General features: G+C 61.3%; 14 protein-coding genes. 4 read left to right on the forward strand and 10 right to left on the reverse strand.

Annotated elements, in window-relative coordinates:
• Positions 1–322: 322 nt before the first annotated feature.
• Together BHE81_RS01700 and BHE81_RS01705 are read right to left on the reverse strand one after the other, a co-directional pair.
• Positions 323–1,180: a MurR/RpiR family transcriptional regulator gene (locus tag BHE81_RS01700; protein WP_004152190.1), complete on the reverse strand. Its 858-nt coding sequence runs from the start codon at positions 1,178–1,180 to the stop codon at positions 323–325.
• Positions 1,181–1,352: 172 nt separating this feature from the next.
• Positions 1,353–3,245, reverse strand: coding sequence for a bifunctional 5-dehydro-2-deoxygluconokinase/5-dehydro-2-deoxyphosphogluconate aldolase (locus tag BHE81_RS01705; protein ID WP_102007679.1), 1,893 nt, complete (start codon positions 3,243–3,245; stop codon positions 1,353–1,355).
• Positions 3,246–3,750: 505 nt separating this feature from the next.
• On the opposite strand from BHE81_RS01705, the gene iolD reads away from it, so the two are divergent.
• Genes iolD through iolE form a run of 4 tightly spaced genes read left to right on the forward strand, consistent with a single transcriptional unit; the run spans position 3,751 to position 8,600 of the window.
• On the forward strand, positions 3,751–5,691 hold the full coding sequence (gene iolD / locus BHE81_RS01710) for a 3D-(3,5/4)-trihydroxycyclohexane-1,2-dione acylhydrolase (decyclizing) (protein WP_004186736.1): 1,941 nt from the start codon (positions 3,751–3,753) through the stop codon (positions 5,689–5,691).
• A gap of 46 nt (positions 5,692–5,737) precedes the next feature.
• The gene (locus BHE81_RS01715) at positions 5,738–6,751 is read left to right on the forward strand and encodes a Gfo/Idh/MocA family protein (protein WP_110246468.1); all 1,014 of its coding nucleotides are present in this window, start codon (positions 5,738–5,740) and stop codon (positions 6,749–6,751) included.
• A 41-nt stretch (positions 6,752–6,792) separates the two neighbouring features.
• Entirely contained in the window at positions 6,793–7,677 is an 885-nt protein-coding gene (locus BHE81_RS01720) for a sugar phosphate isomerase/epimerase family protein (RefSeq protein ID WP_110246467.1), read from the forward strand.
• A 23-nt stretch (positions 7,678–7,700) separates the two neighbouring features.
• Positions 7,701–8,600 carry a myo-inosose-2 dehydratase gene (gene iolE, locus BHE81_RS01725; protein WP_002886970.1) on the forward strand — a complete coding sequence of 300 codons (900 nt, stop codon included), beginning with the start codon at positions 7,701–7,703 and terminating at the stop codon, positions 8,598–8,600.
• A 143-nt stretch (positions 8,601–8,743) separates the two neighbouring features.
• Here the strand turns inward: iolE and BHE81_RS01730 are convergent, their stop codons facing one another.
• The 8 genes from BHE81_RS01730 to BHE81_RS01765 all read right to left on the reverse strand — a co-directional run bounded on the left by BHE81_RS01730 (position 8,744) and on the right by BHE81_RS01765 (position 17,268).
• On the reverse strand, positions 8,744–10,054 hold the full coding sequence (locus tag BHE81_RS01730) for an ABC transporter substrate-binding protein (RefSeq protein WP_021441086.1): 1,311 nt from the start codon (positions 10,052–10,054) through the stop codon (positions 8,744–8,746).
• Between the two features lie 139 nt (positions 10,055–10,193).
• Positions 10,194–11,264, reverse strand: a complete 1,071-nt coding sequence (locus tag BHE81_RS01735) for an ABC transporter ATP-binding protein (protein ID WP_021441087.1) — start codon at positions 11,262–11,264, stop codon at positions 10,194–10,196.
• Between the two features lie 5 nt (positions 11,265–11,269).
• Positions 11,270–12,094 (reverse strand): phosphodiesterase, encoded by an 825-nt coding sequence (locus tag BHE81_RS01740; protein WP_002886979.1) that lies wholly within the window; start codon positions 12,092–12,094, stop codon positions 11,270–11,272.
• Between the two features lie 10 nt (positions 12,095–12,104).
• The gene (locus tag BHE81_RS01745) at positions 12,105–12,992 is read right to left on the reverse strand and encodes a carbohydrate ABC transporter permease (RefSeq protein WP_004177643.1); all 888 of its coding nucleotides are present in this window, start codon (positions 12,990–12,992) and stop codon (positions 12,105–12,107) included.
• Complete coding sequence (locus tag BHE81_RS01750; RefSeq protein WP_012737244.1) at positions 12,982–13,866, reverse strand: carbohydrate ABC transporter permease; 885 nt, start codon at positions 13,864–13,866, stop codon at positions 12,982–12,984. Before BHE81_RS01750 ends, BHE81_RS01745 begins: the two co-directional genes overlap by 11 nt.
• A gap of 130 nt (positions 13,867–13,996) precedes the next feature.
• Complete coding sequence (ahr, locus tag BHE81_RS01755) at positions 13,997–15,016, reverse strand: NADPH-dependent aldehyde reductase Ahr (RefSeq protein ID WP_004178400.1); 1,020 nt, start codon at positions 15,014–15,016, stop codon at positions 13,997–13,999.
• 111 nt (positions 15,017–15,127) lie between these two features.
• Positions 15,128–16,597 (reverse strand): SulP family inorganic anion transporter, encoded by a 1,470-nt coding sequence (locus BHE81_RS01760; RefSeq protein WP_149888780.1) that lies wholly within the window; start codon positions 16,595–16,597, stop codon positions 15,128–15,130.
• Positions 16,594–17,268 carry a carbonic anhydrase gene (locus tag BHE81_RS01765; RefSeq protein WP_032428490.1) on the reverse strand — a complete coding sequence of 225 codons (675 nt, stop codon included), beginning with the start codon at positions 17,266–17,268 and terminating at the stop codon, positions 16,594–16,596. The genes BHE81_RS01760 and BHE81_RS01765 overlap by 4 nt, the downstream gene beginning before the upstream one ends.
• Between the last annotated feature and the right edge of the window lie 285 nt (positions 17,269–17,553).

The raw sequence follows: 17,553 nt of genomic DNA on the forward strand, positions 1-17,553 counted from the left end.
GGGGCGGCGGCGACTGGCCGCCCCCTGTGCGCTCCCTGCGCCATAAGAGACAGAACGCAGACGATTAACCGGGAGCGCAATGTGCGCTGAAATCACATGCGACAAACGCTTTACCCGGATTAATAGAGTTGCATACCAATAACATTATCTCCGGCACCCCGCAGGCGCATATACCCCAGGCCCGGCAAGCGCAGCGCCGCCGGGGAGGAACCTCCGGCACTGTACCCGTCTTGTGCCGGATGGCGCTACGCTTATCCGGCCTACGGCATCCTCCCGTAAGCCTATACTGCGCCGCCGAGTAACAAACGCCAGGCAGCCTATCTCACGCCTTCTGCTTGGCCTCGGACTCCTGGCTGCTGTTCAGCGCCAGCGAGACCGCCAGCGTCTGGGCCAGACACAGGGAAGCAACCTGCGAGCGGAAGCCATCCACCTGCGCTTCACGCACCACAAAGCAGACATCGCTGAAGGCCGCCAGCGGGCTGACCTGGCTGTCGGTAATGGCGATCTGCCGCGCTTTGCGCTGCGCGCCCAGCTCCACCAGCTCGACCACTTCCCGGGCGTACGGCGAGAAGCTCACCGCCACCACCACGTCTTTCGGGCCGACCAGACTCAGCTGCTCGGTGAACATGCCGCCGAGGCCGTCGATCAGAAAGGCTTTGCGATCGAGGTGACGCAGCGCATAGGTCAGATAGGAGGCGACGCTAAACGACCGGCGCAGACCAATGACGTAAATATTTTCCGCCTCGCCCAGCAGGGCCACCGCGCGCTCCAGATCATCGCTGGAGGTCTGCATCGCCAGCTGCTGCAGCGCCTGGTTGTTCACCATCGTGAACATATTGAGGATTTCCGTCGGCGTTTCCGGCGGGCTGGACTCATCGCTGGTGGTCTGGCGGAAAAGACGGGCGCGCTCGGTATAGTTGGCGGTCTCTTCCATCAAATGTTGCTTGAACATCTGTTTCATTTCGTTAAAGCCGCTGAAGCCGAAGGCGTTGGCAAAACGAATCAACGTGGAAGGGGGAACATCCGCCTGTTGCGCAATGGAGGCCACGGTATCGAAAGCCACGCTATTGCTGTTATCAAGGATATAGCGGGCGACCTGTTTCAGGCGTTTGCTTAACGTATCGTAGCGACGCCTGATTTCATCCTGCAGGATGGTCAGCTGTGTTGGGTTATTGGCCATAAAGTGCGCTCTGAGAAAATGGAAGGAATATGGCTTCCAGTGTACCAAATGAAGCGAATTTTTCATTTATTGCGACGAAATACGCGATTCATTTCACGAAGAAACAGAAAAACGCCCGCTCCGCAAGGTGACGGAGACGGGCGTCGGGGGATCAGCGGCGGGCTTCGCGCCATTAGCCAATAAGCGTCAGGTAGTTGCGTTTCACTTCCTCTATCAGGGCCTCATCGCTGAGCTCACCCTGCATCCAGCGCCGCGACGGCTGGCCAAAGATGGTGCGCCCGACGGCGAAACCTTTGATCATCGGGTGTGCGGCCGCCTCGGCGAAACCGGCGCGCAGTTTGTCGGAAGGCGCGTCAAGCCCGAGGATCAGGATCCCGCGGCTCCACGGATCTTCACGCTCGATAAGCGCGGTGATCTGCTGCCAGCTGGCGCTGGAGAGCGGCGGCAGCTTCCACCAGTCCGGCTTGATCCCCAGCTGATAGAAGTGTTCCAGCATAGTGTGGTAATGGCGCTCGTCTTTGTCCGGGCCATTTTCCGGCAGGATCACCTCCAGCAGCAGTTCATGGCCTGACTTGTTACAGGCCTGCCAGACCTCGAGCAGCAGGGCATCCTGCTCTGCACGCAGCGCCGCCGGGTCGTCCGGGTGATAGAAGACCAGGCATTTGACGACATGCTCCAGCGGCCAGTCGATCAGCTGCGAGCCGATGTTGCCATGCTCCAGACGCAGCGGTCGCGAGCTGGGCAGTTCGATAGGGCGCCCGATCCACCAGCCCTTGCCGGTAATGGCGTTGAGCGCACGCTGGCCGTAGGTACCGTCGGCCAGAATGCCGCTGCGCTGATCGAGACCTGCCTCCTGCGCCGCCGCTTCGGCCGCGGCCAACAACAGCAGCTTGAGCTGCGGAATGCAGGCTTCGTCGCGCCCGGTCTCCCGCGCCAGATCGGCCAGCTGTTTACGATGGTCAAAGGCGAAAATGCACAGCTCCGGCCACTGCTGACGGCGGCTGGTGACCCGGTGCAGGTGGTTGAGGCGCTCGTCGACGTCCGGGCGCGGCACCGATTCGGCGCGCTGCAGGTAGTCATCGAGTTCGACTTTGGTCGGCATCGCCGGCGCGCAGCCGTGGCGGGAGACCACCAGCGCCCCGCAGGCGTTGGCGTAACGGCAAGCCTGCTCCCAGCCTTCGTCGTTGAGCCAGCCGCGCAGCAGACCCGACATAAAGGCATCCCCGGCGCCCAGCACGTTGAGAACCTCCACGCGCACGCCCTGCTGTAGCGGCACCTGGTCCCAGCTGTCCGGGATGTCGCCTTCCAGCACCACGCAGCCCATCGGCCCGCGCTTGCAGACGAGAGTGGCTTTGGTGGCATTGCGCACATTTTTCAGCGCGGTCAGGGTATCGGTGCTGCCCCCGGCAATATGAAACTCTTCTTCGGTTCCCACCACCAAATCGAACAGATGCAGCACTTCCTGCAGCTGGCTGGTGACCGGTCCGGACTCAATGAAACGGGTTTCGCCATCGCCGAGCGAGGTGAGCCCCCACAGCACCGGACGGTAATCGATATCCAGCGCGGTGCGCAGGCCGTGACGGCGGGCGTACTCCAGCGCCTTCAGCACCGCGGCGCGGGTGTTGGCGTGCGACAGGTGGGTGCCAGTCACCGCCAGCGCCCGGGAGGAGGCAATATACTCCTCGCTAATGTCGTCAGGCGTTAAGGCCATATCGGCGCAGTTATCGCGGTAGAAAATCAGGGGGAAGGTCTCCTGATCCTTAATCCCCAGCATCACCAGCGCGGTCAGGCGAGATTTGTCGGTAATCAGATACTCGGTATCCACCCCGGCGCGGTTGAGCGTTTCGCGCAGGAAACGGCCGTTGTGTTCATCGCCAACGCGCGCCAGCATGGCCGATTTCAGCCCCTGAATCGCGGTGCCAAAGGCCACGTTGCCGGAGGAGCCGCCGAGATATTTCGCGAAACTGGCAACGTCTTCTAGCCGCGAACCAATCTGCTGGGCATAGAGGTCGACGGCCACCCGACCTATACAGATGACGTCGAGCCGCTTTACTGCTGCATTCATAGCTAGGATTTCCTTTTTGGTGTCTGCTGCCTGGAAGGGTCGGGATCCCGACGTCGACTCCGTGAACAGCCTGAGGGTTATTGGTTACCCTTAGTTTGAGAAATAAATATTTCATTTGCAAACTCGTTCGAAATTAAAAAACCAAAAGTGTGAGGGATCTACCACTCTGCCGCACTGAGCCTCGCGCGAGCGCGGATCGCCCCCTCTGTCGACCCGGGGGAAAATGAAACGCCAAATGTCATCCATTTACCTATGATTTTTAAGGGGATGTTGCCGTCTGGTGCGGCAAAAAAGGGCCCGAAAACGTGTCTGGAATGTAAGTGAAACGTATGAAATGGGTAGAGAGTTTGATCCTTCTCGCAAAATGAAATATTTCTTCTGTATTTGTATTTAATGAAAAAAATGTTTGCCTATAATCCACAGGTATTCCAGTGACGTGAACGACGGCCCCGGCGGCATCGGCGCGACGCCACACACAAATACTGAACAATAAGGATTGTGCATCATGGGCAAACTGAGACTGACAACGGCGCAGGCGCTGGTGAAGTTCCTCGATAACCAGTACCTGGAAGTGGATGGCGTAGAGCTGAAGTTCGTGAAAGGCATTTTCGCGATTTTCGGCCATGGCAACGTCCTGGGGCTGGGGCAGGCGCTGGAGCAGGACAGCGGCGATATGCGCGTCTATCAGGGGCGCAACGAGCAGGGGATGGCCCACGCGGCCACCGGTTTTGCCCGCCAGGCCCTGCGCCGGCAGATTATCGCCTGCACCTCCTCCATCGGTCCGGGAGCGGCCAACATGATCACCGCCGCCGGCACCGCCAGCGCCAACCGCATCCCACTGCTGCTGCTGCCGGGCGATGTCTTCGCCACCCGCCAGCCGGATCCGGTGCTCCAGCAGATTGAACAGAGCTACGATCTCAGCATCAGCACCAATGACGCTTTCCGCGCAGTCAGCAAATACTGGGACCGCATTACCCGCCCGGAACAGCTGATGAGCGCCTGCATCAACGCCATGCGCGTCCTGACCGACCCGGCGGAAACCGGCGCGGTAACGCTGTGCCTGCCGCAGGACGTGCAGGGCGAAGCCTGGGATTACCCGGAATCCTTCTTTGCGCGCCGCGTGCACCGTCTCGACCGCCGCCCGGCCAGCGCCGCGCAGCTGGCGGACGCCGTGGCGGCCATCAAAGGCAGCCGTAAACCGCTGATCGTCTGCGGCGGCGGGGTGAAATACTCCGGCGCGGGCGAAGCGCTGTCCCGTTTCGCCGAGCGCTACGGGGTGCCCTTCGCCGAAACCCAGGCCGGGAAGGGGACGGTGGTCTCGTCTCACCCCCTGAACGTCGGCGGCGTCGGCGAGACGGGCTGTCTGGCGGCGAACCTGCTGGCGAAAGAGGCCGACCTGGTGATCGGCGTCGGCACCCGCTTCAGCGATTTTACCACCGCCTCGAAATGGATTTTCCAGCACCCGGAGGTCCGTTTCCTGAATATTAACGTCAGCAACTTCGACGCCTGGAAGCTGGACGGCATTGCCATGCTGGCGGACGCCCGGGAAGCGATGACCGCTCTCGACGCGGCGCTGGCGGACAGCGGCTGGCAGGCCGGCTGGGGCGCGCAGATCGAGAGCGTGCAGAGCCGTCAGTTAAAAGAGACCCAGCGCGTCTACCAGGCGGTGTGGCAGGAGAAATCCTTTGTGCCGGAGATCGACGATCATCTCGATCGTGAATCGGTGTATCGCGAGTTCCGCCAGATCACCGACTCCACCCTGACCCAGAGCAGCGTTCTTGGGGTACTGAATGAAACGCTGCCGGCCGAGGCGGTGATCGTCGCGGCGGCGGGCAGCCTGCCAGGCGATCTGCAGCGCGTCTGGCGCAACCGCGCGGAAAACACCTACCACGTGGAGTACGGCTACTCCTGCATGGGATACGAAGTCAACGCGGCGCTGGGCGTGAAGCTGGCGCAGCCGCAGAGCGAAGTCTACTCCCTGGTCGGCGATGGCTCGTTCATGATGCTGCACTCTGAGCTGGTCACCTCCCTGCAGGAGCGGGCGAAGATCAACGTCGTGCTGTTCGACAACATGGCCAACGGCTGCATCAACAACCTGCAGATGGAGCACGGGATGGACAGCTTCGGCACCGAGTTCCGCTACCGCCAGCCGGAAACCGGCCAGCTGCAGGGCGGCCTGGTGCCGGTGGACTTCGCCACCATCGCCGCCGGCTACGGCTGCAAAACCTGGCGCGTCACCACCCTGGACGAACTGCGCCACGCGCTGGACGCCGCCCGTCGCGAAACGGTCAGCACCCTGATTGATATTAAAGTGCTGCCGAAGACCATGGTGCACAAATACGGCAGCTGGTGGAACGTCGGGGTCGCCCAGACGGCGCTCTCTGAGCGGATCCGCAAAGTGGCGCAAATGATTAATGAAAAGCGCGCCCAGGCGCGTGATTACTAAAACGAACATCCACTCTGAATCCTACAGACTTACGGAGAAAACCATTATGTCGCTCAAATTAGGTGTCATCGGCGCTGGCGCTATCGGTAAAGAACACATCCGTCGCTGCACCCAGGTTCTGCAGGGGGCCACCGTTGTGGCGGTGTCTGATATCAATGCCGACAACGCCCGCGCGGCGGTCGCGCTGCCGGGCGTGCAGGCGGAAGTCTACGCCGACGGCCACGACGTGATTAACGCCAGCGATGTCGATGCCATCCTGGTCACCTCCTGGGACCCGACCCACGAAGAGTACACCCTGGCCGCCATCGCCGCCGGTAAGCCGGTATTCTGCGAAAAACCGCTGGCGATGACCGCGGAAGGCTGCCGCCGCATCGTCGATGCCGAAATGAAGGCCGGCCGTCGTCTGGTGCAGGTTGGCTTTATGCGCCCGTACGACGAAGGCTATCTGGCGCTGAAAAAAGTGATCGACGATGGCGATATCGGCGCGCCGCTGATGCTGCGCTGCGCCCACCGCAACCAGTCGGTCGGCGAGAACTACACCACCGATATGGCGATCACCAACACCCTGATCCACGAGCTGGACGTGCTGCGCTGGGTGCTGAACGATGACTACCGTTCCGTGCAGGTGCGCTTCCCGCGCTCCACCTCGCACACCCATGCGCGCCTGAAAGATCCGCAGATCGTCTCCTTTGAAACCAAAAAAGGCACCCTGATCGACGTCGAAGTGTTCGTGAACTGCCAGTACGGGTATGACATCCAGTGCGAAGTGGTCGGCGAAACCGGGATTGCCCGTCTGCCGGAGCCGTCGGCCGTCCAGATGCGCAAGTCCGCCAGCCTGTCGACCGCCATTCTCACCGACTGGAAAGACCGCTTTATCAAAGCCTACGACGTCGAGCTGCAGGCCTTTATCAACGACGTCAAAGCCGGCCAGCTGCACGGCCCGTCGGCCTGGGACGGCTACGCGGCGTCGGTGGCGGCGGACGCCTGCATTAAAGCGCAGGGAACCAGCGAGCCGGTTGAAGTGACGCTGCCTGAGTGCCCGGCATTCTACAAACGTTAAGCGCGTTTTGCTGACGGAACTTCTTTGCACAGGTAACGACGATGAAAATTGCCTTTGATGTGGATGTCATTAAGGACCTCGGGATCACCCGCATGGTCCATCAGGTAGCGGAGTGGGGCTACAAGTACATTGAACAGTCGCCGCACCCGCAGATTAACCCGTTCTACAAGCACCCGCGCGCCAGCCGGGAGATCATGGCGGAGTACAAGCAGGCGCTGCGCGATACCGGCCTTGAGCTGTCGTCGTTTATCTGCGTCTACCGCTGGTCCGGCCCGGACGAACTGCGCCGTCAGGCGGCGGTGAAAAACTGGAAACGGCTGGTGGAAATCGCGGTGGAGATGGACGTTCAGGTGATCAACACCGAGTTCTCCGGCGATCCGAATCAGCCTGAGATCTGCGATGAAATGTTCTATCGCTCAATGGAAGAGCTGTTGCCGATTTTTGAGCGGGAAGGCATCCGCGTGGAGATCCAGGCGCATCCCTGGGATTTCTGCGAAGAGAACAATGAAACCGTCGATATCGTGAAGTCGTTCCGCAGCGATAACGTGAAGTACGTCTACAGCGTGCCGCACACCTTTTTCTACGACAAAGGCGTCGGCGACGTGGCGAGCATGCTGCGCTATGCCGGGAGCGATCTCTCCCATGTCCTGATTGCGGACACCCGCAACCATACGAAACATTGCCGCTATATCGTTAACCCGCCGGGCGTGGATGCCGTGGTGCACCAGCACGTAGGCGTCGGGGAAGGGGATGTGGATTTCGACGCGCTATTCCGCACCCTGCGCGAAATGAAATTCGCCGAGCAGACCTTCAAGGTCGGCGGGGAGCCGATTGTCGCCACCTCGCTGTTTGGCTACCCGGAAAAATTGAAATACCAGGCAGTGGAAACCCGTGAACTTATTGAACGTGAATTGCTGCGCCAGTAAGGCGCAGCGGCAGGAGCCCTACTATGAACAAAGATAACGTCAAACTGGCTATCGCCCCGATCGGCTGGACTAACGATGATATGCCGGAGCTCGGCAGCGAAAACACTTTCCAGCAGATCGTCAGCGAAATGGCGCTGGCCGGCTTTACCGGCAGCGAAGTCGGCAGCAAATATCCGCGCGACCCGGCGGTTCTCAAGCCGATGCTGGACATCCGCGGCATTCAGATCTGCAACGCCTGGTTCAGTACCTTTTTCGCCAACGGCCAGCGGGAAAAAACCATTGATGAATTCGTCAATCACATGAACTTCCTTCATGCGATGGGGGCGAAAGTGATTGGCTGCTCCGAGCAGAGCGGCAGCATCCAGGGGCTGGATAAACCGATCCTCGGCGATGCGAAGCCGTGCTTCAGCGACGAAGAGTGGCAGCGGGTGGCGGAAGGCTATAACACCCTCGGCCGCCTGGCGGCGGAGAAGGGGATGCAGGTCTGTCTGCACCACCACATGGGCACCGGCATTCAGACCACCGCGGAAATCGACAAATTTATGTCGCTGGTGGACGAGCGCGTCTTCCTGCTGTTCGACACCGGCCACGCCTGGTATTCCGAAGGCGGCGAAGCGCCGATGCTGGCGATCCTCAAAAAGTATCTGCCGCGCATCAACCACGTTCACCTGAAAGACGTCCGTCCGCCGGTGATCGACCAGGTGCGCCGCGACGGCCTGTCGTTCCTCGACGGCGTGAAAAAAGGCACCTTCACCGTCCCGGGCGACGGGGTGATCGATTTCCGTCCGGTGTTCAAGCTGCTGGACGATTTTGGCTATAAAGGCTGGATGGTGGTGGAAGCCGAGCAGGATCCTGCCCTGGCCAATCCTTTCGAATACGCCGTCAAAGCGCGCAAATATATCCGCGAAACGGCAGGGATCTAATCGTTGTGACATTTTCAGGCCATACCGGGTATGGCCTGCTTTTTTCCTTTCTCAACCGGACCCAGGGCTTAACCACAGCGCCGGACAGTTCCCTCTCCCTCAGGGAGAGGGCCGGGGTGAGGATGACGATGACGGGTAACGCGTCACTTCACTTCCGCCAGCGCGGTCTTATCCACATACGGTTTCATCAGCGCGTCGGCTTCCTTCTGCGCCGCCTGCACCGCCGCTTCCGGCGTCACTTTGGCATCATTGACCACCGCCGCCAGCTGGTTCTCCATCGCCTTACGCACCGCCACGGTCTCCCAGGTGGAGTACCATGGATGGGCGTACTTCAGCTGCTCAAGGGCGATCGCCGCCCGCGGATCCTGCTGCAGATAGGCCTTCATCTCCGGCGTATCGTATGACGCCTTGCGCGGCGAGAAGTAGCCGGTGAAGCGGCTCCACGCGCCGTTCACCTCGGGGCTCACCAGATAGGTCAGGAACTGATACGCCGCTTTCTTCTGCGCCTCGTTGATGCCTTTAAAGCTCACCAGGCTGGCGCCGCCGATCGGCACCGCACGCTGCTCTTTGGCCGGCAGCATCGCTACCCCAAGCTCAAAATCTTTGCTGTTCTCGCGCATAAAGCCCAGCGCGCCGGTGCTGAGCATCGCCATCCCGAGCTTGCCGGAGAAGAACGCGGCGCTGATCTGCTTCGAGTTCAAGACCCCGGACGGCATCACCTTGTCCTTGTAGATCAGATCCTGCCAGAAGCGCAGGGCGCCGATGGCGGTCGGCGAGTTGTAATAGACCTCGCCCGGATAGTCTTCGTTAAAGTATTTCCCGCCGTTGGCGCGCACCAGCGCCGAGAAGATCCAGCCGCCGTAGTCGTCGTTGGTCGACGGCAGCATGATCCCCCACTGGCCTTTGCTTTCGTCGGTCAGCTTTTTGGCATCGGCCAGCAGCTCGGCCCAGGTCTGCGGCGGCTGTTTGATCCCGGCCCGATCGAACATCGTCTTGTTGTAGTAGAGGATCGGCGTCGAGTTATGGAACGGGATCGCATAGGTGGTGCCCATCACCTGGGCATTCTTATGCATCGCGGGCCAGAATTCCTTGTGCAGAAAATCGCCGGCCTTTTGATCGCCATATTTAAACAGCTCATCCATCGGCAGGATCTCATCCTTCAGCGCCAGATCGGTGGTGAAGTTGGCGGACATGATCACCAGCGCCGGCGGCTGGCCGGCCTTCTGCGCCGATTCGGCTTTGATCTTGGTGGTGTCGTAGTTGCCGGTGAAGATCCCGCGCACTTCGACATCCTGCTGCGAGTCGTTGAATTGCTTAATGACGCGGGTCATCTCCATGGTTAGCTTGCCGTCCACCGGCGCCGGGAACATGAAGTCTATTTTCTCTTTCGCCAGCGCCGCGCCGCTCAGGGCGAGGCTGAGCCCAACCGCGACTAGCGTGAGGGGTTTAAACATGATCTGTCTCCATCAGTAAGCACCTGTCCACAGGCTATTTTATTTGCCAGTTTGGCCCTGGGCAGTGCTCAGAATCCTCACGTACTACGTGTACGCTCCGGTTCTTCCGCGCTGTCCGCGTCCAAACTGACTGCAACAATTACGCCTGATGTACCGGCGCTAAATTATGCTGGGTCTCAGCATGAAAAAGATGCACATCGGCAGGCGAAAAGCCGATCGGTAGCGACTCGCCTTTCTCCGGCACCGTGCCGCGGTGGCGGCGGCTAAAGCGCAGGGTGCCGATCGGGGTGCTGACGTGGAGCAGATAATCGGCCCCCATCAGTTCTCGTTGCAGAACGGTGGCCGGCAGGCGCAGATGGCCCTCCTCCACGCGGTCGGTAATATGTTCCGGGCGAACGCCCAGCCAGATGCGGGTCTGATCCCGGTGGCGCGGCGGCAGCGGATGGCGCTGTTCTCCCAACAGTACTTCACCGTTGGCGCAGGGCAGCGACAGGAGGTTCATCGCCGGCGAACCGATAAACCCGGCGACGAACAGATTGGCCGGATTGGCATACAGATACTCCGGGCGCCCGACCTGCTGTACGTGGCCGCCGTTCATCACCACGATGCGGTCGGCCATCGACATCGCCTCGGTCTGATCGTGGGTCACATAGATGGTGCTGGTTTTCAGCTGCTGGTGGAGCGCCATAATGCTGTCGCGCACTTCGCTGCGCAGGCGGGCGTCGAGGTTGGAGAGCGGCTCGTCCATCAGGAACAGCCGCGGATTGCGCACAATCGCCCGGGCCATCGCCACCCGCTGGCGCTGGCCGCCGGAGAGCTTCGCCGGTTTGCGGTCAAGCAGCGCCTCCAGCTGCAGCATCTGCGCCACTTTATCCACCCGCGGCTGCCAGCTGCTTTTCTCTTCCTTGCGCACCTTCATGCCGAAGGTGATGTTGTCGCGCACCGACAGATGGGGGAACAGGGCATAGTTCTGGAAGATCATCGCGAAGTTGCGCTCGCGCGGCGTGGCGGCGGTGATGTTCTCATCATGCAGCCAGATTTGGCCTTCGCTGACCGGTTCCAGCCCGGCGAGCAGGCGTAGCAGGGTGCTTTTCCCGCAGCCCGACGGGCCGACCAGCACCACGAATTCGCCTTCGTGAATATCCAGCGACAGGGCGCTGAGCGCCGGTTTGCCGTCGAAACGTTTACTGATGTTTTGCAGACTGAGCATGGCGGTTAGCGCTCTTCCGTTGGGCAACTGATGTTTTCGTCGTACAGCCACGGCCCGGCGTAGTGGGCCAGCGAGTGCTGGTAGCTCACCCACTGCTCGCCGACCTGACGGTGCATCAGGCACGAGGCCGGGGAGAGGTCGTAATAGGGCCGGGTGTCTTCGTGGCAGTACGGCACCTGATGGACGGTGCCGGGAATGGTGGAGATCAGCGCCTGGCGATACTGGGTCATGGTCAGGCTGTGGTTGTGGCCGCAGAAGATGCGCGTCAGTGACGGGAAACGCTCCACCAGCGCCAGCAGACGGTGGCCGTTTTCGCAGGCGATCGGGTCCATCTGCGCATTGCCCAGCGGCAGCGGCGGGTGGTGCATAAAGATCGTTGCCGGTTTGTCGCCGCCCTCGAACAGTTGCGCCTCCAGCCAGCTGATGGTCTCGTCGGTCAGCCAGCCTTTTGACGTGCCGGCATGACTGGAGTCGATAAACAGCAGGCGGGTGGCGAAGTCATCCACCGCATAGCGCATATTTTGCGGATCGTTGCCCAGCTGCGGGCACAGCGGGTGAAGATGCTCAAGAAAATGGGCTTTGTCGTCGTGGTTGCCGGGGATCAGATACAGCGGATAGTTCAGGCTGCCGAGGATCTGGCGGGCCACCTGATACTCCTCCGGGCGGCCGCAGTTGACGATATCCCCGCTCACCACCACCGCGTCCGGGCGCTCGCGCAGCGCGTTAAGCTGGGAGACCACGTCGGCGTTGGCGGCATTGACGTCGATAAAGCCGTACAGCTTCTCGCCGCGGCTGCGGAAATGGGTATCGGAAATGTGCGCTAACAGCATGAATCACTCCTTATTTGATCCCGGAGAAGCCGAAGCTCCGCAGGAACTGTTTCTGAAAAAGGATGAACGCCAGCATCAGCGGCAGGCAGACCATCAGCGTCCCGGCGCCGATGGTGCCCCACTGGCCGCCGGATTCGGCGCCCATGGCGAAGGAGACCAGCCCGACGGTCAGCACCTGCTTATCGGGATCGTTGAGCATCATCAGCGGCCACAGGTACTCGTTCCAGTGGTAGGTAATGCTGACGGTGGCGAAGGCCAGCACCGACGGCCAGGACATCGGCAGCAGTACGCGGAACAGCACCTGCCACCAGCGGCAGCCCTCCATCAGCGCCGCCTCCTCCAGCTCTTTCGGGATGGCGAGGAACGCCTGACGCATCAGGAACACGCCGAACGCCGAGGTGAAGTAGGGCATCATCACCCCGGTAAGGGTGTTGAGCAGGCCGAAAGTTTTCAGGGTCAGCATGTTCGGCACCATCATCACCACCGGCATGATCATCAGCTGCACCAGGAACAGGAGAAACAGCGTCTGCTTGCCGCGAAACTCGTGGCAGGCGAAGACGTACCCGGCGGTGGTGATGGTCAACAGTTGCACGCAGAAGGTGCCGAAGGTGAAGATAAGGGTGTTGGCGTACAGGCTCAGCCAGTCGGCGCTCTGCCAGGCGTCGCGGAAGTTATCGAGGGTCAGCGGCAGGCGCGGCAGCAGCGACGCCATATCGTCGCCGAAGGTGGTGGCGCTGAACGAGGTCGCCAGCATCCAGATAAACGGGCTGACCCACAGCAGCGCCAGGCAGCACATTAATACTGTGAGCGTAAAGGGCGACGAGCGGCGCAGGCGCAGCCACAGCGGACGGGCGGCGGCGGGCGTGCGGACCAGCAGCGGCGAGATTTCAGCGCTCATAGTGGGCTCCTTTCTCCAGCAGTTTCAGGTTAATCAGCGAGAAGGCGAACAGCCCGGCCAGCGTCAGGAAGGTGGCGGCGGAGGCTTTACCGAGGTCGTGGGTATCCCAGGCGAGATTCTGGATGTAATAGAGCAGCACGGTGGTGGCGTTGTCCGGCCCGCCGCGGGTCATCACCGCCACGTGGTCGATCTGGGTGATGGAGTAGATCAGCGCGGTGGTGATCACAAAGCTCAGGGTCGGGCGCAGCAGCGGTAGCGTGACCTTAAAAAAGACCTGCGTGCGGGTAGCCCCCTCCATCAGCGCCGCTTCCCGCGTCGAGGCCGGAATGCTCTGCAGCCCGGCGAGGAAAAACAGCATGTAGTAGCCGGCGAACTTCCACACGCCGATCAACGCCAGGGCCAGCAGCGCGCTGTTGCTGCGTCCCAGCCAGTTGTTGTTCATTGGGCCAAACAGCTTCGCCAGATAGTGGTCGAGCAGGCCGAGGCCGGGCATAAAGATAAACAGCCACAGCGCGGCGGCGCTGACCATCGGGATAATCATCGGGAAGAAAAAGGCGGTGCGCAGCCAGCGGTTGACGCGATGGTTCTCGCTCAGGGCGACCGCCAGCAGCAGGGCGAGGGTCACCCCAGGCACCACCGTCAGCAGGATATAGAGCAGATTATTGACCAGCGACTGCCAGAAAACGCCGTCGGCAAACAGGCGGGCGAAGTTATCCAGCCCGACGTACTGCGCGCCGTCGCTGGCCATGCGGGTATCAAACAGGCTGTCATACACCGAACGCCCCAGCGGGAACCAGGTAAACAGCAGTAAAAACAGCAGGGAAGGCGACAGGATCAGCCAGGGAAGCCAGGTCTTTCTCATGGTGACGCGCATCTCGTTCAGCCATTTATCGAAGCCCGGATTGTGGGAAGAAATAACTACAGAGGCATGGCGGGGAGATGACGGTTTGATGAAGCGACGGGGAAAACGCCGGGCGAACGGGCTGCCCGGCGGGAGAGAACCATCAGAAGTCGGCTTTCAGCACCGCGCGGTAGCGGGCTTTGCCTTCGCGAACGTGCTTCAGCGCTTCGTTAATTTGCGACATCGGGAACAGCTCGGTGGTCGGGGCCACTTTGCTGCGCCCGGCAAACTTCATCAGCGTGCGCAGTTCGGACGGATTACCGGTCGCCGAGCCGGAGATGCTGCGGTCGCCGCCGATCAGGGTAAAGGCCGGCACCGGGAACGGCTTCATCACCGCGCCGACGGTGTGGAAATTGCCGCCGTAAGCCAGCGCCTCGAAGTACGGCTGCCAGTCGAGGTCCACCGCCACGGTGTTGATGATCAGGTCAAACTGACCGGCCAGCGCTTTTAAGGCTTCAGGATCGCGGCTGTTGACCACGCGATCGGCGCCCATCGCCAGCACTTCCTGCTCTTTGGCCGGGTTGGAGCTGAAGGCGGTCACTTCCGCACCCATCGCCCGCAGCAGCTTAATAGCGATATGGCCGAGGCCGCCGATGCCGATCACCCCGACGCGGCTGGTGGCGGTGACGTGGTGGGTCAGCAGCGGTTTAAAGACGGTGATGCCGCCGCACAGCATCGGGCCGGCGGACGCCAGATCGATGCTCTCCGGCAGGGGGATCACCCACTGCCAGTCGGCGCGCAGCTTATTGGCGAAGCCGCCGCGGTTGAGAATGGTCGGCACCGAGCCTTCCAGACAGTTGATCTGGTTGCCGCTGATGCAGGCGTCGCAATGGCCGCAGCTGCGCGCCGTCCAGCCGATGCCGACCTTCTGGCCAATCTTCAGCCCTTTATCCTGCGCCGCGCTGCCCAGCGCCGCCACCCGGCCAATCACTTCGTGACCGGCCACCAGCGGGTAGCTCGACATCCCCCATTCGTTGTCGATCATCGACAGGTCCGAATGGCAGATCCCGCAGTATTCCACTTCAACTTCGACATCTTCCGGCTGCAGCTCGCCGGCATCGTATTCCCACAGCGACAGATCGGCGCCCGCTTCTTTGGCGGCGTAGCTTTTAATGATGCTCATGTTCATTTCCTTGGGGTTGGCGTGATAACCCAGAAAGTGTAGAGCATGGTATTCCCCGGCGCTTGGCAATCGGAGGGGTCGCGAAGCGGGCGGGCCAGCCGCCCGTTAAGGTCAGCGGCTGGTGAGCGGCCACTGATTAAGGCGGATGCCGCGCTGCGGGGCGTTCTCGGCAAAATCATCCAGCACTGCGCGCACGTCCGGGTCGAGGTAGCCGACGCTATCGTGCTCGACGATCACCACGCTCTTTTCCGGAATTTTCGCCAGCAGGGCCAGCAGATGCGGATTGTGCATAAAGGTCAGATTCTGCTGGATGCGCAGCACGTAGTGGTCATCGTAGCGCGCCAGCTGCAGCGAGTGGCGATGGCTGCGCCAGAGGCTGAATGCCATCTGGGTGGCAAGGCCAATCCCGATCCCCGCCAGCATGCCGAAGGCGATAATCCCGCCGATGGTGGCGAGGAACGGGACGTACTGCGCCGCCCCCTGGCGGAACTGCTCGATGAACAGCCGCGGGGTCGCCAGCTTATAGCCGGTATACAGCAGCACGGCGGCGAGACTGGCGAGCGGGATTAAGGTTAGCAGGCCGCTGAACCACAGGCCGCAGATCAACAGCAGTACGCCGTGGATAAAGATCGACAGTTTGCTCTGCGCGCCATTGCTGACGTTCACCGAGCTGCGGACGATCACCGCGGTGATCGGCATCGCCCCCAGCACGCCGGAGAGCAGATTGCCCACGCCCTGGGCGACCATTTCGCGGTTCGGCGAAGGCGGCGGATTTTGCGGACGCAGCTTTTTCAGCGCCTCCTGGCTCAGCAGGGTTTCGAGGCTGGCGACCAGCGCCAGGGTTACCGCCACCACCCACACCGACGGGTTGCGCCACGCGCTCCACGCCGGAGATTCCAGCTCGCCCAGCAGGTCGCCGAGGCTGCCGAACGCCGGCAGGGTAATACGCGGCAGAGCGGCCAGCTGCTGCGGCGCAAAATGGGTCAGCAGCAGGGTGGTCACGCAGCCGAGCAGGACGGCGATCAGCGGCCCGGGGATCCAGCGCAGGCTCTTCACCCGGCGGATAAGCGGCGAGCCCCACAGCCAGAGCACCAGCAGGCCGCCCGCGGCGACGGCGATAGCACTGAGGGAGAAGGTGGCGTTACCCTTCACGATATCAACGAGCCCGGTCTCTTCTGCGCTGCCGAGCGCAACGGGGATCTGCTGCATAATCAGCAGGATGCCGATCGCCGCCAGCATGCCTTTGATGACGCTGGCGGGAACCAGCGAGATAAAGCGCCCGGCCCGCAAGATGCCGAACAGCAGCTGCAGCACGCCGGCCAGCACCAGCGCCATCAGGAAGAGGGAGAAGGAACCCAGGGATTCAATGGCGGCGACGACGATGGTGACCAGTCCGGCGGCGGGGCCGCTGACGGCGAAGCGGGAGGGGCTGAGGGCGGTGACGACCAGGCCGCCGATGATGCCGGTCAGCAGGCCGACGAAAGGCGGTAAGCCGCTGGCCTGGGCGATGCCGAGGCACAGCGGCAGGGCGACAAGGAAGACGACGATGCCGGCGAGAGAGTCCTGACGAAGCGTGTTCATGGGGCGTGCTCCTGCGGTGAGAGGTGTTCGACGAGGGTGGTTAAATGGCCGGAAGCCAGATCGTAGACGCAGCCGTGCAGGCTGAGCGGCCGCCCGCTGGCGAGCACCGTCTGCACCGGCTTACTCTCCAGCAGACGGGTGAACTGGGCGCGAACGTTGGCTTCCACCAGGGCGTCCAGCGCATGGCGAGAGGGCTCCGCGTCGGTGCTGGCGCCGGCGCCGGGGGAAGCCTCAACACCACACCCATCGGCAATCTGCGCAATTTCTTGATGCAGGGTGCGGCGCAACTGGCCGATGCGGCGAGCCAGCGCCGAGGACTCCTGCGCCAGCGGCAGGGTGGGCAGGGAGAGCGCCGCCTGCACACCGCCGCAGCCGTAGTGGCCGCAAAGCACCACCCGCTCCACCTCAAGGTAGTGGAGGGCATACTGCAGGACGCTCATGACGTTGTCGTCGGCGGGGTCGAGCATGTTGGCGATATTGCGGTGGACAAAGAGCTCGCCGGGCTGACTGCCGGTGAGCACCTCGGCGGGCACGCGGCTGTCGGAGCAGCCGATCCACAGCGAGTGGGGCCGCTGCCCGTCGACCCATTTTTCGAAATAATCCGGATCATGCTGACACTTCTGCAGCGCCCAGCTGCGGTTGCGGGCCAGCAAAGGTTTTAACGTCGTCACAAGTATTCTCCTGAGTTAATTCATCGAATGAATATGTCCATCAAGACTCGTACAGCGACTAGTAAAATTAGTGTTTACCGGAACCCTTCACGCCTGAGGAAAATCCTGGAATAAACGGCAAAAAGAAAACTTTTCATTAATGTAAAGTTATAAAAATATTGATGAAATTAATATTTTGCTGCGAGGCGGATGAATAACTAAAAGGCATTGGCTAAAACTTTCTGGAATATATGGGAATGGTGGAGGTTGGGATTGTGGGAATAGTTGGGGAGTGGATATTGGGCA

This window comes from Klebsiella sp. AqSCr, assembly GCF_008452795.1.
Lineage (GTDB): Bacteria > Pseudomonadota > Gammaproteobacteria > Enterobacterales > Enterobacteriaceae > Klebsiella > Klebsiella pneumoniae.